This window comes from Amycolatopsis cihanbeyliensis (assembly GCF_006715045.1).
Classification (GTDB): Bacteria; Actinomycetota; Actinomycetes; order Mycobacteriales; family Pseudonocardiaceae; genus Amycolatopsis; species Amycolatopsis cihanbeyliensis.
Map to the genome: position 1 here is coordinate 5,497,897 of NZ_VFML01000001.1, position 21,516 is coordinate 5,519,412.

The 21,516-nt window shown below is 67.9% G+C and carries 12 protein-coding genes; 7 read left to right on the forward strand and 5 right to left on the reverse strand.

Annotated features, from left to right (window positions below):
• The first annotated feature begins 60 nt into the window (after positions 1 to 60).
• On the forward strand, positions 61 to 1,053 hold the full coding sequence (locus FB471_RS25205) for a methyltransferase domain-containing protein (protein WP_142000821.1): 993 nt from the start codon (positions 61 to 63) through the stop codon (positions 1,051 to 1,053).
• A gap of 76 nt (positions 1,054 to 1,129) precedes the next feature.
• On the opposite strand, the gene FB471_RS25210 is transcribed toward FB471_RS25205, so the two are convergent.
• Positions 1,130 to 3,109 carry a KedN5 family methylcobalamin-dependent radical SAM C-methyltransferase gene (locus FB471_RS25210; RefSeq protein ID WP_142000822.1) on the reverse strand — a complete coding sequence of 660 codons (1,980 nt, stop codon included), beginning with the start codon at positions 3,107 to 3,109 and terminating at the stop codon, positions 1,130 to 1,132.
• 297 nt (positions 3,110 to 3,406) lie between these two features.
• Between FB471_RS25210 and FB471_RS25215 the strand changes: the two genes are divergently transcribed.
• From FB471_RS25215 to FB471_RS25225, 3 genes are all read left to right on the forward strand, one after another.
• Entirely contained in the window at positions 3,407 to 4,945 is a 1,539-nt protein-coding gene (locus FB471_RS25215; RefSeq protein ID WP_142000823.1) for a 4-hydroxyphenylacetate 3-hydroxylase family protein, read from the forward strand.
• 140 nt (positions 4,946 to 5,085) lie between these two features.
• Positions 5,086 to 5,415 (forward strand): YciI family protein, encoded by a 330-nt coding sequence (locus FB471_RS25220; protein WP_142000824.1) that lies wholly within the window; start codon positions 5,086 to 5,088, stop codon positions 5,413 to 5,415.
• A 26-nt stretch (positions 5,416 to 5,441) separates the two neighbouring features.
• A complete protein-coding gene (locus FB471_RS25225) occupies positions 5,442 to 6,683 on the forward strand; it encodes an RNA polymerase sigma factor (RefSeq protein WP_142000825.1) in 1,242 nt (413 codons plus the stop codon).
• A gap of 128 nt (positions 6,684 to 6,811) precedes the next feature.
• Here the strand turns inward: FB471_RS25225 and FB471_RS25230 are convergent, their stop codons facing one another.
• On the reverse strand, positions 6,812 to 8,392 hold the full coding sequence (locus FB471_RS25230; protein ID WP_142000826.1) for an outer membrane protein assembly factor BamB family protein: 1,581 nt from the start codon (positions 8,390 to 8,392) through the stop codon (positions 6,812 to 6,814).
• Positions 8,382 to 9,659, reverse strand: a complete 1,278-nt coding sequence (locus FB471_RS25235; RefSeq protein WP_211358136.1) for a PQQ-dependent sugar dehydrogenase — start codon at positions 9,657 to 9,659, stop codon at positions 8,382 to 8,384. Before FB471_RS25235 ends, FB471_RS25230 begins: the two co-directional genes overlap by 11 nt.
• A 295-nt stretch (positions 9,660 to 9,954) precedes the next feature.
• Between FB471_RS25235 and FB471_RS25240 the strand changes: the two genes are divergently transcribed.
• Entirely contained in the window at positions 9,955 to 11,154 is a 1,200-nt protein-coding gene (locus tag FB471_RS25240) for a cytochrome P450 family protein (RefSeq protein ID WP_142002456.1), read from the forward strand.
• 85 nt (positions 11,155 to 11,239) lie between these two features.
• On the opposite strand, the gene FB471_RS25245 is transcribed toward FB471_RS25240, so the two are convergent.
• Together FB471_RS25245 and FB471_RS25250 are read right to left on the reverse strand one after the other, a co-directional pair.
• Positions 11,240 to 12,157, reverse strand: a complete 918-nt coding sequence (locus FB471_RS25245) for a TIGR03084 family metal-binding protein (RefSeq protein WP_342779469.1) — start codon at positions 12,155 to 12,157, stop codon at positions 11,240 to 11,242.
• 216 nt (positions 12,158 to 12,373) lie between these two features.
• The gene (locus FB471_RS25250) at positions 12,374 to 18,184 is read right to left on the reverse strand and encodes a type I polyketide synthase (RefSeq protein WP_142000827.1); all 5,811 of its coding nucleotides are present in this window, start codon (positions 18,182 to 18,184) and stop codon (positions 12,374 to 12,376) included.
• A gap of 681 nt (positions 18,185 to 18,865) precedes the next feature.
• Between FB471_RS25250 and FB471_RS25255 the strand changes: the two genes are divergently transcribed.
• Together FB471_RS25255 and FB471_RS25260 are read left to right on the forward strand one after the other, a co-directional pair.
• Positions 18,866 to 20,248 carry a cytochrome P450 gene (locus tag FB471_RS25255; protein ID WP_142000828.1) on the forward strand — a complete coding sequence of 461 codons (1,383 nt, stop codon included), beginning with the start codon at positions 18,866 to 18,868 and terminating at the stop codon, positions 20,246 to 20,248.
• A 31-nt stretch (positions 20,249 to 20,279) separates the two neighbouring features.
• A complete protein-coding gene (locus FB471_RS25260) occupies positions 20,280 to 21,485 on the forward strand; it encodes a class I SAM-dependent methyltransferase (RefSeq protein WP_142000829.1) in 1,206 nt (401 codons plus the stop codon).
• The last annotated feature ends 31 nt before the right edge of the window (positions 21,486 to 21,516 follow it).

Consider the following 21,516-nt stretch of genomic DNA (forward strand, 5'->3'; position numbering starts at 1 on the left):
GAGGGTTTCCGGTCCCTACCCGTATGCACAGCAACGCAACTGGAAGGTAGTTGACAGGCCATGAACGACAGCAGGGACCCGGTGGCGCGCATCTTCAACTCGGCCGTAGCGGCGTCCGCCATCGGCGCCGCGTGGGAAATCGGCATTCTCGACGTCTTGAACCAGGATGGGGTACTGAACCTGCCGGAGTTCGCCGCGGAGCGCGGGCTCCACCTGCGGTCGACGTCCGGGGTCGTCCGGGCGCTGGCGTCTGTCGACATCGTCGAAACCATCAACAGCAAGGTCGTACCGACCGAACACTTCGCCGAGGTCTACCGGACACGCTCGTTCTTCCACTGGTTGACCATGGGTAGTGGTGAGCTGTTTCGTCGGATGCCCGACCTGCTGCCCGTGGCCAACCGGAAGGGCGACTTCTACCAGCGCGACTCGGCGGCGATCACCTTCTCGTGCCGCGAGATGAACAAGTTCTGCTACGACCCGTGGTTCTGGAAAGCCGTCAACCGGATGGAGAGCTCGCCGGTCGTCGTGGCGGACCTGGGCTGCGGCAGTGGTGAGCGCCTCATCCAACTGCTCTCCCGCTTCCCGGACGCGGATGCCGTGGGGATCGACATCGCCGAGCCGGCGTTGACCGAGGCGGCGGCCGCGACCGCCAAGGCCGGGCTGTCCGACCGGATCACACTGGTGGCCGATGATGTGCTGACCATGGCGGCGCGACCCGAGTTCGATGAGGTCGAGCTACTCACCTGTTTCATGATGGGGCACGACTTCTGGCCAAGGCAGCGATGTGTCCAGACTCTGCGACGGCTGCGTGAGATCTTTCCCCGAGTCGAAAGGTTCCTGATCGGTGACGCCACCAAGACCGTCGGGGTCGACGACCGTGACCTTCCGGTCTTCACATTGGGCTTCGAAGTCGCGCACGACCTGATGGGGGTTGTTCTTCCCACACTCGCGGACTGGGAGTCGGTATTCGAGGAGGGCGGCTGGGTGATGCGCGAGAAGCACTGGATCGGTGTGGCCGTCGGCGAAGTGATCTTCGAACTCGAGCCGCGGTGAGCCACCGAGCGGCCACGGAGTACAGGCGGCGGCCCCGTCCACCGGACGGGGCCGCAGCCTGTTGCGGGAGACGCGCTCAGCAACCGCCTTTGTCGCCGGTCAGCTCGGCGACCACGCCGTCGACGCTCTCGGCGGCGGCGTTGGCGAAGACCTCGTCGGCGGTCATCGCCATGAAATGCACGATGGTCTCGTGATTAGTGGAGGCGACCGCGCTTTCGCAGCCGGGCTTGTAGTAGAGGTCCAGATCGATGGGTTGTGGACGGAGCTCCGGCTGCTCCTCGGCCCGCAGCTGCGCGACGATCGCCGGGATGTCGTAGCTGAGTCGGGCGGTGCGCCGGTAGTACTCCTCGCCGCGGACCGTCACGAACTCCAACCCGGCGGTGTCCGGCCGGTCGGCGCCCGGTGGCGCCGCGATCGGCTGGGTCAACAGGTCGAACCGGAGCATCTCGTCCAGTACCGGTGCCACGTCCCCGGGAACCTCCGGGCGGATTCGTTCGTTCCACCAGCGTGTCAGCATCCGCTTGACGTCCGGCTCCCGGTAGATGTAGCTGATGGCCGCACCGACCTCGCCGGTGCCCACGACGACACTTTCCAGCGTGGCGAGCAGCGGTTCGGCCGCAGGGTCGTCGGTGTTCCGGATCCACTCGTCGAGGCTCCGCAGGACCGTGGTCTGCCGGAAGTCGGCGAGCTCGCGCAGCCCGACCCAGACGAACCGCAGCACGGCCATCTCGGCGATTACCCTGGCCCAGAAGAGGAACCGCTGCATCTCCTGGTTCTCCGCGAAGGAGACCTCGCGGTTCTTCAGCACGTACTCGAAATCGTCGTTGTCGCCGCGCACCGAGATGATCCCGTGGAACTCACGACGGTCACCGTAGTCGGTGTTCGGCAGCAGCAACATCGGGTAGCAGGCGATGCGGGACACCCGCCGGGCGAGCTTGTCGTAGCCGGCCATGAACGACTCGACGGTTTCCCCCGGCGCGCCCCAGATCAACTCTGCGTAGCAGTCCAGGCCCTCGCGGCTGAGCCATTCGGACAGGTCCTCCCAATCGTTCACCTTCATGTTCTTGCGATTCATCAGGTTGAGGGTGTTGTCGTCGAGTGTCTGCAGGGCCAGTGTGAAGGAGCTTCGCATCCCGGATTGCTTCATCTTCCGGACGATCGCGTAGAACGTCTTGGACTTGTTCTTCGCCCACGACGTCTCCAGCGCCCTCGGGTAGCCGTACTGGTCACGCACCTCGATCAGGTCATCGACGAACGTGAGGTCACCAGGCAACAAACCGAAGTTGGCGTCGCACACGACGATCGTGTGCACGCGCAGCTTGGCGAAGAACTCAAGCTCCGCACGCAGTCGCTCCCGGGAGAACGACCGGACCTTCTGTCCCACGGCGCCACCCCAATAGCAGAAGGCGCATTTGTAGGGACAGCCGCGATTGGTTTCCATCAGGGCGACGTCGTAGCGGAACTCGCCGTGTTCATCGGTCATCTCGAGGGCGTTGGTCAGGAACGGCGACGGGATGTGGTCCAGGTCGGCGATCCGCTCCCGGTCCGCGGTGGTTCGAAGGTGACCGTCGGCGTCCTGGTAGGAGATGCCGTTGATCGCGGCGAGCGTGTCGTCGTCGACGCCGTCGAGGTAGGCGTGCAGCAGGTCGCGGAAGATGATCTCGCCCTCGCCGTTCACCACCACGTCGACGTCGGGGAACATCGCGAAGGCGCGTTCGGCCTGGTTGGCGACGTGGGTACCGCCGAAGATGACCCAGCCGCGAGGGTTGAGTTGCTTGAAGGTCGCGGCAAGGGCGCCGAAGGCGCGGTAGCTCCAGCCGAACACCGAGAACGCCAGGACGTCCGGGACACGTTCGCTGAACAGCTGGTACGCCATCGACGACAGAGTGACCCCGCCCCGGAAATTGCGGATGTTGATGTCGAACTTCGTGGCGAGCACGTCGTCCGCGAGGGCGGTCGCCTTCAGATATCCGGACGCGAGCGGCATCGACTCGAGCGGCATGTCCCAGATGCCTTGCTGGACGATATCTACGGTCAGCTTGCCGTTGTCGATCATAGTGATCCCTCTTTTCTTGGCATGGATGACCGGTCGTTCGGCGAGCGATCACACCAGGGAAAGCATCACACCGATGTTCTGGTGCTGACACCTTTCCGATTGCGGTTCGTACACTTTCCGGACCGGCTGGTCTGTCTGCTGATGTACGAAACTTCTGGCGTCGGTACGAGTCCGGAGTGAACGCAACTTCTCGCGTGCGGTGTTGCCAGCACAGAGGAAGATTCCGAAGTCGGTCCTTGCTGATAAGGTTTGCGGTAGTAACTGGCAGGCGCCGCGCGACAAAGGGGACGATGTCCGATGGGTTCTCGGCCGTTTACCGGCGACGAGTACGTTGAAAGTCTCCGGGACGGACGGGAGATTTTTCTATACGGCGATCGGGTCAAGGATGTGACGGAGCATCCGGCTTTCCATAACGCGACCCGGATGACCGCGCGGTTGTACGACGCGTTGCACGATCCGGAGCACCGTCCGGTGCTCACCGCACCGACCGACACCGGCGGCGAGGGCTTCACCCACCGCTTCTTCACCACGCCGCGCAGCGCCGAGGACCTGGTAGCCGCTCAGCAGGCGATCGCGGGCTGGGCCAGGCTGTCCTACGGCTGGATGGGTCGCAGCCCGGACTACAAGGCCTCGTTCCTTGGCACACTGGGCGCCAACGCCGAGTTCTACGAGCCGTTCGCGGACAACGCACGGCGGTGGTACCGGGAGTCGCAGGAGAAGGTGCTGTACTGGAATCACGCGATCGTGCACCCGCCGGTCGACCGCCACCTGCCGCCGGACCAGGTCGCCGACGTCTTCGTCCATGTGGAGAAGGAGACCGACGCCGGGGTCGTGGTCAGCGGGGCGAAGGTCGTCGCGACCGGATCGGTGCTGACGCACTACAACTTCATCGCCCACTACGGGCTGCCGGTCAAGGACGCGAGGTTCGCCCTGGTGGCGACGGTACCGATGGACGCGCCGGGCATGAAGCTGATCTGCCGCCCTTCCTACTCCGCGACCGCGGCCGTGATGGGCAGCCCGTTCGATTACCCGCTGTCGGCACGGCTGGACGAGAACGACACGATGTTGATCCTGGACAAGGTGCTCATCCCGTGGGAGAACGTCTTCATCTACGGCGACGTGGGCAAGGTCCAGATGTTCAGCGGGCAGTCCGGGTTCATCGAGCGGTTCACCTTCCACGGGTGCACCCGGCTCGCGGTGAAGTTGGAGTTCATCGCCGGGTTGCTGGCCAAGGCGCTGGAGTTGACCGGAACGCAGGAGTTCCGCGGCGTGCAGTCCCGGCTCGGCGAGATTCTGGCATGGCGCAACCTGTTCCAGGCGTTGTCCGACGGGGCGGCGCGCAATCCCGTGCCGTGGCGTAACGGCGCGGTGCTGCCGAATCCGGAGTACGGTATGGCGTATCGGTGGTTCATGCAGACGGGATACCCGCGGGTGCGCGAGATCGTGATGCAGGACGTCGCCAGCGGGCTGATCTATCTCAACTCTTCCGCAGCCGACTTCAAGAATCCGGAAATACGACCGTATCTGGACAAGTACGTGCGCGGGGCGAATGGTACCGACGCGGTAGAGCGGGTCAAGGTGATGAAGCTGCTGTGGGACGCGGTGGGCACCGAGTTCGGCGGGCGGCACGAGCTGTACGAACGAAACTATGCCGGCAACCACGAGAACACGAGAATCGAACTGCTGGCCGCGCAGCAGGCGAGCGGGCGGCTGGACGATTACAAGGCGTTTGTCGAGCAATGCCTCAGCGAGTACGACCTCGATGGGTGGACCGTGCCTGACCTGGCCTCATTCACCGACCTACAGGCTTACCGCGCGGGCATACTGAACGAGTAACGGCGGCGGTCGCGTGCGGCGGCATCAGGCCGGTACCTGACTCGCTGCCGGTTCGACGAGTGTGGCATCCTGGGCGCCGAGCGCTACGATATGGCGACAACGGGATCAAGTCACGCCACACGAGGACAAGGACTGACTGAATGCCGCAGTACGCAATTCTAATCTACGAGAAGGAAATCCCGGTCGAGGACATCCCAGCCGACGTCATGGAGGCCAACATGGCCGCGCCGGCGAAGATCGAGGCAATGGGTGCCCAGGTGGTCGACGAGCAGGCACTTCAGCCGTCCAGCACCGCCACTACGATCCGTAAGGGCGGCGTCATCACGGACGGGCCGTTCCTGGAGACCAAGGAAGCGTTCGCCGGAATCTTCGTGGTCGAGTGTCGAGACCTCGACCAGGCGATCGAGATCGGCAAGCTGTTGCCCATCATGGACGGCGGTGTGGAGATCCGACCTCTGCACGAAGGGTGACGGTCGCCCGCCGAGCCGTTCAGCCCATGCACAGGCCAGCCGTTCAGCAGGCCGTCGCGGACGCGCACCGGCGCGAGTGGGCCAAAGTGCTCGCCGCGGCGGTGCGCGTGGCGCGTGATCTCGATCTGGCCGAGGAATGCGTGCAGGACGCCTATGTCGCCGCGCTCCGGACCTGGTCCACCGACGGCGTGCCGTCGAATCCTGGCGCCTGGCTGGTCACCACGGCACGCCGCAATGTGCTGGACGCCCTCCGGCGGGCCCAGGTGTTCCGGGCCAAGATGCCGCTGCTGGCCGTGGACGACGTGGCGGAGGTCAGTTTCACCGGGCACTCGGCGGTCGGCGACGACTATCTCAGCCTGATCTTCATGTGCTGCCATCCAGCGCTGCGCCCGGAAGGCCAGATAGCCCTCACCCTGCGTCTCGTGTGCGGTCTCGACACGCCGGATATTGCGCAGGCGTTCCTGGTCTCCGAAACCACGATGCGAGCGCGGATCGGCCGGGCCAAGAAGAAGATCGCCGCCGCGCACATCCCGTTTCGGGTACCGAGCGCCAGCGAGCTTCCGGACCGCATGGACGCGGTACTGACGGTGATTCACCTGCTGTTCACCACGGGTCACACGGCGCCGTCGGGGGACGACCTGACCCGCACCGACCTCGCCGAACGCGCCGTGGACCTCGCTCGGACACTGCACTCCTTGATGCCGAACGAGCGTGAGGTCCGTGGCCTGCTCGCACTGCTGTTGGTGAACTACGCCCGCCGCGCCACTCGCACCGACGTGGCCGGCCGGCTGCTGTTGCTGGAGGAGCAGGATCGCTCCAAGTGGGACGGGGCGATGATCGCTGAAGGACATCACCTGGTCGTGGGCGCGCTGCGCGGCGGAACACCCGGTAGATTCGCGTTGCAGGCAGCCATCGCGGCGTTGCATGCCACGGCGCCGAGCTACGCGGACACCGACTGGGACCAGGTGCTCGTCCTGTACGACGAGCTGCTGAACGTGTGGCCGTCCCCGGTGGTCGCGCTCAACCGGACCGTGGCCCTGGCGATGGTCGAGGGCGCGGCGGTGGCGCTGCGGGAAGTCGAAGGGCTCGAGCGCAACGACCAGCTGGCCGGCTACCACTACGTGCCCGCGGTCAAAGCCGACTTGTTCCGCCGCCTTGGCCGCCGTGAAGACGCCGCCAAGGCTTATCGCAAGGCACTGGAACTGGTGGACAACGAGGCGGAGCGGGTGTTCCTGGCCGACCGCCTGGCGGAGTCCACGAGCGGGTAGTCCGTGACTACCCGCCGTGTGCTCCTGAACCCGCGACCGGATCTTCCGGGTGACGGCGGGCGACGGGGCGGGCTCCGACCTTGGTCGCGGCCGCCTTCTCCGCAGGTCACTCGTCTCGCCTCCCGCTGTCAGCATCGGGCCGACGCCGCTCCGGCGTACTTGCCCCATCCGAAGTCGAGCCGGTAGGCCACGATCTCCGCTCTCTCGTCCTCGTTCTGCGGCCAGCCGCTGGCGGCGAGCAGGGTGTCCCCGCTGATGGCCACCGGGGAGTTGGACGTTCCTGGCAACTTCGCCTGCCAGACGGGTGTGCCGGTCCAGGTTCGGTGGGCGTGTACGACCCCGTCGAACGTGGTCGTGAACACCACGTCATTCGCCAACGACGTGCCGCCGTACGGTGACGAGTCGAGTGGGTGGGACCACTTGATTCGCCCGCTGGCGAGGTCCAGCGCCACGAGCTCACCACGGCCTTCGGTCAGCGGTGGCAACGACGGCGTCGTCTGGTTCTCCCACGTCGCGCTCAGGTTGTTGACGGCAACGTACACGGTCCTCCGGTCGACGGCGCCGGGTGCGGCGACACCACCGAGCGCGCCGGGATAAAGCTCGAGCGGCAGGGTGGGAAGCTCGTCGAACTTGCCCTCCATCGCGAGCAGATGATCGTCGTCGTGGCCGTTGTGCTTGCCGACCGGTGTCTCCCACAGCAGGCGCCCGGTCGCGCGGTCGAGGACGTAGACATAGCCGGTCTTTCCGGAGGTGACCACGACCGGTCGGCCGCGAACCTTGGTCAGGATCGGCGAGTTCTGCAGATCCCAGTCGTAGATGCCGTGTGGCGTGACCTGGTGGTGCCAGATCACCTTTCCCGTCCTGGCATCCAGCTTCACCACCGAGTTGGAGTAGAGGTTGCGGCCGGGACGGCTCGAACCCCACGGGAACTCCTCGGTACCGACGAACGGATTGGGGTTGGCCACGGCGACGTAGACGTCGCCCTTCTCGTCGAACGTGGGCGGATACCAGAGGCCGCCCCCGGAGTTGATGTCCGGGCGTCCCCAGAGGTCGGCGGGTACTGTGTTCCACTTCCACCTGGTCGTGCCGGTTCGTGCGTCGATGGCCCAGAGGACCCCGACGGCTCCCTCGGCGTTCCCGCCGTCGAGGAAGCTGGGAACGGTCGAAATGTAGACGGTTCCGTCGTGCAGGCCGGGTGCCATGTCGATGGCCTCGCTGGTGTTGCGGGTGAGCTTGTGCCGCCAGATCTCCCGGCCGGTTCTCGCGTCGAGGCCGAACGCCTCGGTCAAGGTAGCGCCGAAGACCATGCCGTCGGCGACCGCGACGCCGTTGGGACCGTTGGTGTGCGAGTTGTACATTTTCGTCCACAACAGACGCCCGGTGCGCAGGTCGATCGCGTAGACGTTGGAGTCGAGGTCCTGCGTGTAGACGACTCCACGGACGACGACCGGTGTGGCGGCATACGCCCCCGGCCACCGATCCGTCGGTGCCTTGATCGGTACGGACCATGCGGGGCGTAGGAATGGCGCGGTCCAGGAATTGATCGGCCCGTTGACCGCGCGCGTGCCGGACAGGTCCGCGTTGGGCTGTGCCCACGAATCCCAGCACCAGTGGCCGGCCTCAGTGGCGTCGGCGGCGGTGAAGGTGGTCGCGGTCAGCACTGTCACGGCGAGCGTGGCGATGCCACGCTTCCAGCGTTTAACGATCATCTTTGTCGCCTTTCCAGTCGTCCCAACGCCACAGGCACCCTGTTCCGGCCTCGGCAAGCACGCCGCGGGCGGTCATCTCGAACCGACCGAAGTCGAGTACGTAGAGCGCGCCGTCGGACGGGCCGACGGCGACGTCGATGGGGCGGTGCGCCTTCGGCCCGCCGGGCAGCGATCGCGTCGACCAGTCCTCGGGGTCGACGAGCAGTAGATCCCGGCCGACCTGCGGGTGCCCGGGTGGCGCCGTCATCGGTGTCTCGTCGCCGAACAGGGCGACCACGAGTTGCCCGGAGGGCGTCACGGTGAACTTCGTCGCGGCCACGTGCGGATCGAACTCGACCAGTGCGGCCTCCGGTGTGGGCAGGGTTTCGTGCTGTGCCAGTAGGAAATTCGGTTGCGGTCCGCGCTCCGGGCGGAACCGAGGGTCGGTCACCGGCACGCCGGACACGAAGTCCGGCCAGCCGTACCAGCGGCCCGCACGCACCTCGAACAGCAGGTCCGGAGCGTTGCCGACCGGCCTGCTGCCCCGGTCGTCCGCGCCCTGATCCAGGGCGAGCAACCGACCGTCCGGCAGGAAACCCAGACCGAATGCGTTCCGCAACCCCCAGGCGACCAGCTCGAGGTTCGACCCGTCGAGGTCGCAACGTAGCACCGCGGCCGTGCACGGCACGGATCCGGGAATTCGTTGCCCTGGCTCTGTTTCCGTGCCGAACGGGACAAAGCCGCCGGTCGTGGTCCTTGCCCCCCGCTTGTCGTGGAACGGATCGACTGTGGTGATGTGCACCCCGGCAAGCGTGATGTCGAGGCCGGGTATGTCGTGCGCGTGCGGAAGACGTTTCAACCAGCCGATCTCATAAGCGTCGAGCCCGATGACGCCCAGGTTGGACATGGCGCCCTGACTGAAGTAGAGCTTGTCATCCGGGCCGATCGCGGCCATGTTCGTGTGGTAATTGCCCGGACCCGGCATACCGTCGACGACCGGTGAGCGCGACCCGTCGGGGTCGATCTGTGTGATTCGCCCGGCACCGCCCTCGGAGGCGTAGAGGCCACTGCCGTGCCGGCACAGACCGGTGACCGGCGCGGCCAACCCGTCGGCGACGACCGTCCGCCGCATGTCCTGGCCCGGTTTGCCGATCCGGCTGATCCGGCCGCCGGGCCGCGCGCCGCCGAACGGCAACCCGGACTCCGCCACATACGCCGCGCCGTCGGCACCGAACACGATACTCGTGGGGAAATCCAGGCCGCTTGTCACGATGACGGGTTCCGACACGCACGCCTCCCAGAGCCGGTTGCCGGTGAGCCTAGCCGCGGTACTGGCGGGTGAGCTTCTCGCTGCTTGCGCAACTACCCACGGACAACATACGACACACCCGAAGAAGCGAATTGACAAAAATCGGAGTATTTCTCCGATGCTGTCATTTTTTCACTGCGATGATCCCGGTGGGTGGCGACACTAGTCCTATCCTGGATAAAGTTATTGGTGACGACCCGCAGCCCGGTGACAGTTGTCTCGACAAGCCCCGATCGTTTGGTGGCGAGGAGCAGATCTCATGGTTGACAACACGATGGTGCCGACTGAACAGTTCGGCCCGGAATTCCTTCAGGACCCACACTCTGTGTACTCCCGGTTGCGACGGGAGTGTCCGGTCCAGCGGGTGGTGTTGCCGGCCGGACTGCAGGCATGGGTGGTGACCCGGTACGAAGACGTCCGGGCGGCGCTGGCCAATCCCGGTTTGCGCAAGGATTTCCGGCGCTATCCGGACTTGTTCGCCCGCAACACCATGCGTAACCGGCCCGGTTTCGTGCACCCCGCGCTCGTCGCGCACATGCTCAACACCGACCCGCCCGACCACATCCGGCTGCGCAAGCTGGTCACCAAGGCGTTCACCTTGCGCCGGATCGAACAGATGCGGGGCCGGATCGAGCAGATCACCACTGAGTTGTTGGACGGGATGGACGGCAAGGGCGAGGTGGATCTGGTCGAAGCGTTTGCCTTCCCGCTGCCGATCACGGTGATCTGCGAGCTGATCGGGATGCCGGCCGAGGATCTGGACGACTTCCGCTCCTGGTGCAACACGTTGATCTCCGGTGGCGAGCCGGATGAGGTCCAGCAGGCGGCCGACGACACCAAGGCCTACCTGCTGAAGCTGATCGCCCGGAAGCGTGACCAGGCTGTGGGGGACCTGCTCGGGGCACTGGTGCATGCGCGGGAAGACGGCGATCAGCTGACCGAGACCGAACTCGTGTCCATGGTGTTCCTGCTACTGGTCGCCGGCCACGAGACGACCGTCAGCCTCATCGCCTCGGGGGTGCTGTCGTTGCTCAAGAATCCTGAGCAGTTCGCCACGCTGCGGGCCGACCGGTCGCTCATACCCGGCGCGATCGAGGAGTTCCTGCGCTACGAAGGTCCGCTGAACATGGCGACCTTCCGCTATACCAACGAACCTACCGAGATCGGCGGGGTGCTGATTCCGGCGGACGAGTTCGTGATGCTGGCATTGACGTCGGCCAACCGTGACGGGGACCAGTTTCCCGAACCTGACAAGCTCGACATCAGGCGAGACACCGCCGGGCACCTGGCGTTCGGCCACGGCATGCACTACTGCCTCGGCGCCCCGCTGGCGCGGATGGAAGCCGAGATCGCGTTCAACGGCCTGTTCGACCGGTTCGACCACATCCAGCTGGCCGGCGCGGCGGAAAGCCTGCGGTGGCGCGAGGGAGTGGTGATCCGCAGCCTGGAAGCCCTCCCGGTCCAGTTCGGCTGACCTGGACGAAACACTGGCGACCCCGGCCGCACATGTGGCCGGGGTCGCTCTTCGTGTGGTTATGATACGAGGAAGTTGACGACACTCACAGTCGATGACCGGGTGCGTCGGTGAACTGGCCAGGCTCGCGCCCGGCACCCGTGGGCCCTCGATACGCCTGAGCGACATCCAGCCAGCGCGTGGCATGCTTACCGGTGGCCACGAGCGACAGGTCCCTGTGATGCCTGCGGCGGGCCGCCAGCAGGCACAGGTCCAGCGCGGGACCTTCGATCCGCTGCGCGGCGTCCTCCGGCCCGAATGTCCACAAGGTACCGGACGGCGCGGTCACCTCGAACCGGAAGTCGTCGTCCGGTGGTGTCATTTCCCTCGCGAGATAGCCGAAGTGACGAGTGTGCACGACAAATCCTACGAGTGGGGCGATCCGGTCGGTCCGCTCGATCGGCGTGCCCAGCGCGTCGGCGATGTCCTGGCCGTGCGCGAACAGCTCCATCATTCCCCCGCTGGCCAGCACGGCCGGTGGTAGGGGATTGACCAGCCACGGGATGTCCTGGCCCGCCGGCACCGCCGCGAGCGCATCGGCTGCCGTGGTCAGCTCGTCGTACCAGCGGACGAGCAACTCGCCCGGCGGCAACTCGAGGTACGGACGCATGACCGTTTCGACTTCCTTGTCGAAATCGGGGTTGGCGTGCTCCATGATCTTCGCGAACGCCGGCGGATCGGACGCGGCGAGCCCCGCGCGCTGGAAGGTCGCGGCGAGGTGCGCGACCTGATGGGTGACCGTCCAGCCCGGTGCGGGGGTCGGCGTCGCCCACCCGGTCGCGTCGAGGCCCGACAACACCTGCTGAACCTCCATCGCATCGGCCTTCATAGCCGAGATTACGGCCAATGGCTCGGTCATCCGCCTGTCCTCTCGCTGGGAGTCTGGAGTGGGATCTACTTCAGATTGCAGCAGGGGCGCGGCGGCAGGCACCTTCTGCTGTGCGGCAAACAGGGTGCGGATCATCCGGATATACACCGGTATCGTGCTGCCCGCCGAGCCTGCCGTCCCCGCGGTCCGGCACGGTTCCATGCCACCAATGTGGACACCGTTGCCGGCATGAACGTGCGAGTTCCTGGTTGTTTCCCAAGTGTGATCCGAGCACGGGGCAGGGAAACCGCGCGCGAGCCTCGACGGCATCCCGCGCTTGCCGGTCGGGTGCCCAGCGGCTTCCCTCGCCGATCACTCCTGTTGCGACAGCACGGCGAACACCACCGGGTCGGGAAGGCCGTTGATAGTGGTGCTCAAGGTGGCCACCCGCGCGTCGCCTGCCGACAGCACGACCCAGCCACCTTCATGGACTCGGTGCACGGTCAGCGTCCGATCGGTCACCCCGGCCTTGCGTAGGCACTCCAGCGCACACCACATTCGGGTGCCGGCCACGTCGGCGTCCTCCGCGGACTCGGCCATCACCAGGTCGCGGATGTCGCGGAGGCCGTCGCCGAGCAGCCCGGCCCAGTCCTTCTCCGTGCGGTGCGCCACCGTCTCGACATCGCAGCCGAGCCGGCCCGGCCCGGCCACCACCAGGCTCAGGCCCGCGCCGTGGGACGCCGAGATCGTGGCGCCGTCCACTTCCGGCCTGCCGTCCGGCCGGTGCCGCACCGTCACCGGTCTACCGAAGCCGCGGCTCGCGGCCAGCCCGGTCTGTGCCCGCCGATCGGCCGGTACGCCCGGCTCGGGATCCGGTTCGACGACCACCGCGCGGCCGCCGCCGAGTACCCGCTCCAGCGCCCGCTCGAGGTAGCCGCTGAGCATCGCGGGTACCCACGGGCCGGAACCGTCCTTCTTCCGCACCGCGCGGAGTGTCAGACCTTGCCAGTGTTCGATCACCCGGCCGGCCGGTTCGAGCACGTCGATGTCGTAGACGTAGCTGTCGCCGTCCCGTACGCGCTCCCTGGCATCCACGATCACATAGTCGACGTGTTGGTCGGTGGGTGCCGCCAGGTACAGCCGCTGCACACTCTGCGGGAGGAGGGTCGCGTCGGGCACGCAGCACTGGAGTGCGTGCATCACCGCGTCTCGCGTACCCGGGTTCGCCAGCACCTGATCCTGCGGCAGGTAGGCGGCGAACCACGGCGCAGGCGTGGTGGTGGACAGCTCCGCGACCGCGTGCCGGGCGCTTGCTCTCCGGTAACCGAGCAGGCGCTGGAATCGCTTGCCCTGGAACATCACCGTGCCGTAGAGCTCGGTGATCGGGTCGACCGGCACCGGCGGTAACCGGGTGGCCTCCCGCGCGGTGTCGCCTTCAGGCAGGGGTGGCCGCGGCAGTCGCAGCGTAGCCCGGAAGTGGTCGGCACCGAACCCGGTGTCTTCGGCACGGATGGCCACCGACACTGTCTCGTTGTCGCGGACCAGTGCCGCCAGCCGCACGGACGTCGCGGTACCCGGGCGGGCCACGATCGGTCGCAGGAACTCCACGTCCTCGAGCAGTGGGACACCGGTCCGGCCGAGCACGGCCGTCGCGACCTGCGCCATCGCCTCCATCCCCACGACAGCGGGGAACAGCAGGTCGCCGTCCAGCAGGTGGTCGGACAGGTACGGGTCGCTGCCGGGGGACAGCTCGACCTCGGTGACCAGCTCGACGTTCGGGTAGTGCACCAGCACCCGGTCGACGAATCGGGTCAGCGGCAGCTCCTGGCTCCTGTCCAGGGGCAACGTCGGCAATCCGCCCATCCGGCCGGTGATCGTCAGCACCGGCCCGGCCGAGGGGTCGGCCAGCACCTGGCGCAGCACGCTCACGCCGTCTTCCACCGAGATTGGCGTGATGCCGTCGCGCAGGAGTGCCTCGACCACGCCCAACCGCTCGCCCATTCCGGCTCCCGACCACACCGACCACTCCATCGCCAGCACCCGGGCCTCCGGGTGTGCGCGCTGGAAGTCGACGGCCAGCTCGGTCATCCAGTCGTTGGCGGTCGAGTAGTGCGCCTCGCCGCTCAGCCCGGCCCGGCCGATGATGCTGCCGAACGTGACCAGCAGTTTGAGCCTGTCCTGGGCCACGGCGTCGAGCACCGCGCGAAGGCCGGAGACCTTGACGGCGAGCGTCTGGTGGAACCGTTCCTCGGTCAGGTTGGTGAGCGCGGCCGGTTCGTTGCGGCCCGCGCCGTGCATCACCGCGGTGACCGGGCCGAGGTCGGCCTCGAACCGCGCCACGGCCGCGGCGACCTGGTCGGCATCGGTGACATCGGCGCGCTCGTACCGGCAGACCACGCCCGCGGCGGCCATCCTGGCCAGGTTGGCCGATATCTCCTCGTCGCGGGCAGGGTCGTCCCGGCCGGTCAACGCGAGCTTGGCGCCCGAGTCCCTCGCCATGGCCAGCGCGCACTCGGCGGTGATGCCCTTGGCGCCGCCGGTGACCAGCAGCACGTCGGAACCGTCCAGCGGCGTGCCGGTCCGCGGCTCGGTGGGCGGCTGTAGCACGTGCAGCACCGGCACCGTCCGCCCGCCGCCGGCGTCGTAGCGGACCTCGCTGAACGACGTCGTGGCAGCGGCTTCGATGACCACCCGCCGCGCCGCGTCGTCCAGCTCGGCACCGGTCGGCGAAGCGAGGTCCGCCAGCGTGACGATCGTGGTCGGTACGCCCGTCGCCTCCAAGAACGCGGTCCTGGCCAAGCCGGACGCCCCGAACCTGTGCTGTACCACGACGAACCGGGTGCCCGGTGGCGCGTCCGCGGCAGCCTGGCCCGCCTTCAGGAACAGCTCGACGTGCTCCTCACCGCTGTCCGGAAGGCACAGCAGCACGCCGTCGCCGATGCCGGCCTCGGCGAGCGCGACCCGCAGCCGCTCGGCGAGCGGGTGGCCTGCCGGTGCGAACGCCTGCCAGGTACCGGCCGGACCGGTGCCGATGTCCACCTCTGGCGCCCGGACCGCCACCTGGTCGACGGAGAACGGCCGCACCCACTGCCCGACGCCGGCCACCTCGGTGCTGCCGCCGCCGTTCCCTTCGCCTTGCGCCGACTCGGCCAGCCCGTCGATCAGCTCGGCGATCTCGCCGAGCGTCGCGGTGGCGAAGCTGGTCGTCGCCTCCAACGTGGGCAAGCCGAGCCGGCTGGTGGCGTCGTTGACGAGTTGGCCGACGGTGATCGAGCTCAGGTGCAGGTGGTCGAGCGGGTGGGTGGCCTCGGTCACGGTCTCCAGCGGCAGCTCGACGCGTTCGGCGGCGAGCGTGCGCAGCAGATCCAGTGTGGACGGGTCGGCATCGCCGGAACCGGTGGCCGCGGCCATTTCGGTGGCGGTGTCGGCGGCGGGCACTGCCAGCCCGACCGCGAGGTCGGGAGCGGTCTCGCAGGGACTCGCCAGGAAGGTGAATCCGCCTTCCAGCGGCAGCGGACGCAGCACCCGGCCGCCGAACAGCGCCTCGGTGTCGACCGCGGCGCCCAGCGCGTGGGCGGCGCCGAGCACGGACAGCAGCGAGTCGAGCGACCTGCTGTCGGCGTCGACCGGCAGCACCGGCGTGTCCGGCGCGATATCGCGCAGCAGGCCCGTGAGCACCCGCCCCGGGCCGACCTCCACGGCGAGGTCGGCCCCGGTGGCGGCCTTGGCGGCTGCCTCGTGGAAACGGACCGGGCACAGGACCTGGTCCCGCAGCAGCACGCGTAGGTCGGTGTCCGGATCGAGCAGGTCACCGGTCACCGTGGACACCACCGCTCGGGTGGGCCGGGTGAAGGTGAACTCGGCGAGCCGCCCCGCCATCGCCTCGTATGCGGGCCTGACCAGCGACGAGTGGAACGCGTGCGAGACGTTGATTCGGCTCGCGGTGATGCCGGCGGCCCGTGCTCGCGCACACACGCGGTCCACGGCGCCCGCGTCGCCCGCGACGACCGTCTGCTCCGGTCCGTTGTATCCGGCGATCACCACCGGGTCGTCCGCGCACAGCTCTTCGGCCCGGTCAGGAGTGGTGGCGAGACCGGCCATTGTGCCCCCGCCCCGGCTGGCGTTGGCCATGACTTCTCCGCGTACCTTTGCCAAGCGCAGCACGTCGGTGGTGCTCATGGCACCCGCCCAGGCCAGCGCGGTCAGCTCGCCGAGGCTGTGGCCGACCGCGACGTCGGCGTCGATGCCCAGCGTGTGCAGCACTCGCAGGGCCGCGACGGAGCCGGCGACGATGCGCGGCTGCGCCACCTGGGTGGCCACCTGGTCACCGCCGGTCGGCACGCCCGCCTGCTCGAACACGGCCTCCGCGGCGGCGAAACGGCGGTGGATCGCGCCGAAGGGACCACGTCCGGATCCCTGGCCGGGGAACAGGTAGGCGATCCTCGGCGCGGTCAGCCGCCGGTCGAGGAAGATCCCGTCCACGGCGAACAGGCTCCGCTCGCCCGAGTCGAGCGCGGCGAGCAGCCGGCCGAGCTTGGCGGTGGCGTCCTCGGGGTCGGTGGTCACGACGGCAGCGCGCACCGGGCCGCCGGAGAGCTGCCCGGCCAGCGTCCCTGCCAGGTCGGCGACCTCGGCGAACGACAGCGCGGGCGCCAGCTCGGCCAGCCCGGCGACCCGACCGCGCAGCTCGGTGTGGTCCGCGGCGTCCAGCAGCAGTAGCTCGGCGTCCTGCCTGCTGCCGGTCAGCGTCACCGTCCGCATGGGCAGCTCGGCGCGGCGGGTGGTGCCGACCGCCCGCTCGAGCGCGATGTGCGTGTTGACGCCGCCGAAGCCCATTGCCGACACACCAGCCCTGATCGGCCGGTCGGCGGGCCAGAGCCCCGGTCCGCGCGGGACGTACAGGGCGGGGGCGTCGCCGGTGAGCTCCGGGTGCGGCTCGTCGTGCCCGGTGGCCGGCGGGATGATCTGGTGGTGGACCGAGAGGGCTGCCTTGATCAGCCCGCCGACGCCCGCGGCTGCCTTGGTGTGGCCGAAGTTGCCCTTGATCGAGCTGATCGCGGCCGGCCGACCGGCAGGGTCGGCTTCACGCAGGGTCGAGCCGATCGCCTCGAGCTCGGTGGCGTCGCCGAGCGCGGTTCCCGTGCCGTGGCCCTCGAAGTAGCCGACGGTCTCCACGCCGTACCCGGCCCTGGCGTAGGCGCGCCGGATGGCCAGCCGGTGACCTCCGGCCTCCGGGCGCGTGATGCCGCCCTTGCCGTCGGAGGAAATGCCCCAGCCGGTGATCGACGCGTAGATGCGCAGACCGCGGGCGACGGCGTCGGTCTCGCGCATCAGGACGACGACGCCCGCGCCTTCGCCCGGCCAGAAGCCGTTGGAGTCCTTGTCGTAGACCTTCATCTCGTCCGCTGCCAGCGCCCCGGTCTTGGCGAAGCCGATCACCTCGAACGGGTCGATGGAAAGGTCGACGCCGCCCGCGAGGCCGACGTCGAGGTCGCCGTCGGTCAGCGCCTTGGCCGCGGTGGCGACCGAGATCAGCGAGGAGGAGCAGGCGCCGTCGACGGTGTAACCACCGCCGCGGAGGTCGAAGTAGTTGCACGTGCGTCCCGCGATGGTGTTGGCGAGCCCGCCGGCGAGGCTGTCCTCGTCGACGGGCGGGAACGGCGCCTTGTACACCGATTCCAGGTCACGCAGGAAGGCGCTGGTCTCGTCGTCCTCCCAGCCCTTGGCGGCCAGCGCGGCGGCGAGGGTGCGCCGGACGTAGGGCCAGCGCAACCGCATCAGGTTGGCGCGGGAGAACTCGCCGGTCAAGCTGTTGCCGAAGACCACGCCGGTGGTCTCGCGGGGCAGGCCCACCGCGTCCGGGAAGCCGGCGTCGGCCAGTGCCGTCGCCGCGACGTCCAGCGCCAGCCAGTGCGTGAGGTCTGTCGACCGGAAGGTGCTGCCCGCGATTTTGTACTTGAGCCGATCGAACTCGTAGTCGCGCAGTACGGCCGCCTTGTCGGTATAGAAGCGGTCCGGCGCGTTCGGGTCGGGCGAGTAGTAGTCCGCGTGGTTCATCCGCTCGTCGGGCAGCCTACGGAAGGCACGTCGCCCGGCCAGGACGTTCTCCCAGAGATCCTGGGTGCTGGCGGCGTCGGGGTAACGAAGTCCGATGCCAACGATCGCGATCCGCTCGGTGCTCAAACCTGTACCGCCTGTTCGACGCGCTTTCCGGTTCGCAGCCAAGTGTGCCGCCGTGCCGCGGTACATATCTTCTCTTCCTGTGCCATCCGTCCGGTTCTTCGAAAAGGCAAGACACCGCATTGGGGGAGATGCGCGCCCGCGGCCGAGGCACAGACGATTGTCGATGAGTCACGACGCCGTTCTGAACGACGGTAAGGGGACGAACTTGACCACCTCAGTGCCTGTTCCTAAACTCGCGTCACGGTCGGCTCGGCCGGGCTCGGACTCCGGCACGGAAAGTCACCTGCGCAGATCATGCGCCCGGCCTCGCCGCCCGTGGGCTGTCGCCGCGCGAGTTCTTCCACTCGCCTTGAGCAGTAAAAGTCCAGTTCAGGAACGGGCTCTCATGGCGAGTACTGCGGCAGTGCCTTCGGACACCGAACTTCGTCGAGACGAGTCCCGACGAGCACGGTTTCCACAAAAAGTCTCCCGCCGGAAGGAAAGGCGGGAGTACGCCGAAAAGATACTTCTCGGCGGTTGTGCCCACGCGGCAGGACCGACCGAGGTGGACACCCGGCCGGTCCACGGTGGTCTCCGGCGCCGGCGAGCCCCCGGCTGGCGCGGCCGCGCCATGACCAGCCCAGTGCCCAGCCGCAGCTTCCGAGGTGGCTACGGAGCGCGCGGAGTCGCGGAGGAGCAAGCATGAGTGCCACCAGTGGTCGGATGCCACCGGGGCCGCCCCGCAGGGCCGTCCTGGGAATCCTGCGCCAGCTCCGCGCGGACCGCCTCGGTCTGATGAGCGAGGCGGTCCGCGAGTACGGCGACGCGGTGCGGGTGGCGATCGGCCCGAAGAAGCTCTACATTTTCAACCACCCCGACCACGCCAAGCACGTGCTCGCGGACTACGCGGCCAACTACCATAAAGGCATCGGCTACACCGAGGCCAAGCGAGCACTGGGCGACGGGCTGCTGACCAGCGAGGGCGCGCTGTGGAAAGAACAACGGCGCACCATTCAGCCGGTGTTCCAGCACAAGCGAATCGCTGCGCAGGCCGACGTGATCGTCGGCGAGGCGCTCGGCCTCGTCGAACGGCTGCGTACCCACCGGGGTACGGGCCGGCCGGTGGATGTGCTGACCGAGGTCACCGCGCTGACGCTGGGCGTGCTCGGCAACACCCTGCTGGATACCGACCTCGGCGCGTTCGAGTCGGTCGAGCACGCCTTCGAAGCCGTGCAGGACCAGGCCATGTTCGAGATGGAGACACTGGGCCTGGTGCCGCGGTGGTTGCCGTCGAGGGGGCAGCGAGCGTTCCGCAGCGCCCGCGCCCACCTGGAACACATGGTGGGAATCCTTGTGGCGCGGCGGAAAGCCAATCCTTCCGAATCCGGCGACGACGTGCTGACCCGGCTGATCGCCTCCACAGCCAAGGAAACCGACAAGCGGGTCGCCGACCGCCGTATGCGCGACGAGTTGGTGACGCTGCTACTGGCCGGGCACGAGACGACGGCCAGCACGGTCGGCTGGACGTTGCATCTGGTCAGCCAGCACCCGCAGGTTCGCGACCGGCTGCACGAGGAGGCAGTGGCTGTCTACGGCGGCCGCCGCCCGACCTATGCGGACCTGTCCCGGCTGCGTTACACGCATATGGTGCTGCAAGAGGTCATGCGGCTGTACCCGCCGGTGTGGATCCTTCCGCGCCGGGCGGTGGACGACGACGAGATCGGCGGCTACCACGTGCCTGCCGGCGCGGAGGTCCTGATCTGCCCGTACACGCTGCATCGGCACCCGAGGTACTGGCCCGACCCGGAGCGGTTCGACCCGGAGCGGTTCGACCAGGAAGTCCCGGCGAACCGCCCCCGCTACGCGCACATCCCGTTCGGCGCCGGTCCCAGGTTCTGCGTCGGTAATCACCTCGGTATGATGGAGGCCACCTTCATCATCTCCACGCTGATGCGTGACCTGCTGCTGGTGAAGCAGCCCGGCTTCCGGGTCGATCCGGAGCCGATGATGTCCCTGCGCCTCGGTGGTGGGCTCCCCATGACCGTCGACGACCGGACCTCGGCCGCCGACCATGCCGAGATCTGACCCGCACCACGTCACGGAAAGCCTGTTGACCATGAGCAAGCTTGCGGAAGGCCGGTACGGTCGACCCGATCGGCATCCCAGGGCGGCGGAGTTCGCGAAGCTCCGAGCCGCCATTGTCGACGAGCGCGTCCGGGAACTCTTCCCGCTCAGGTTCCTCGCGGCGAACGAGACGTTCGCCCGCCTGGTCGACGCGACCGCGTACCGGATCCTCATGTCGATCGGCGCGCTGCCTCCGGCGAACGGCATTACGGTCCAGCAGGCCAGGAAGGAGCTCTCGATCCCATGGCGCCGGACGGTTCCCCTGCGGTTCATGTACGAGAAGCTCGCGGAATCCGGGATCCTTGCCCGGCAGGACGGTCGCTACTTCCCCGGAACGGTCACGGTGGAGGAGTTCGACGCCGTGGCGACAGAGCTCGCCGAGCGTGCACCCGGCGCCGAGGCCGCCGCGGAGATCCTGCGTACGCTGGTCGACGAGGCCGAACGATACTTCCGTGCCGAGGCGACGGGCGACGAGATCCTGTTCGCGCCCGACAAACTCCCACTCTGGCCGCGGTACTTCTCCAATGACAATCTCCTGTACGCCATCAACAACACGGTCGGTGCGGAGGCCCTATCCCGCGTCGTTCCCGCGGGCGGCGGCGCGCTCGAGATCCTGGAGATCGGTGGTGGCTGCGGCAGCGCGGCCGAGCAAGCGCTCCGCACGCTCGGCTCCGGTGTCACGCGCTACCGGTTCACCGAGGTGGCCGAGACCTTCGCCCGGCACGGCGAACGGGCGGCGAGGGCCGCGGCCGCACCGTCGACGACGGTCGAGTCCGCGCGCCTTGACATGACGGTGCCATGGGCGGAGCAGGGGGTGGAGCCCGGCACGTTCGACCTGGTCTACTCGGTCAACTGCTTCCACGTGGCGCCCGACCTCGACTTCGTCGTGGCGGAGGCGGCCAAGGCGCTCAAACCGGGTGGCACGGTCGTCGTCTCCGAGTGCATTCGTCCCACCAAGCTTGCGCGACCGATCCATGCGGAGATCATCTTCGACTTCCTGGACAGCTTTACCGACGTCGCCACCGATCCGGTGCGGCGCCCGACGCATGGCTTCCTGACGCCCGCCGCGTGGCGCGCCACGTTCGAGGCGGCGGGTCTCGGCGACGTGACACTGCTCCCGGACGTCGACGCGGTGGCCGAAGCGTACCCGGACTTCGTGGTGGGCGCCGTGCTGGCCGGCAAGGACACTTCGGCCTGATACTCCCGACGGGCTGACCCTCCTGCTCGAG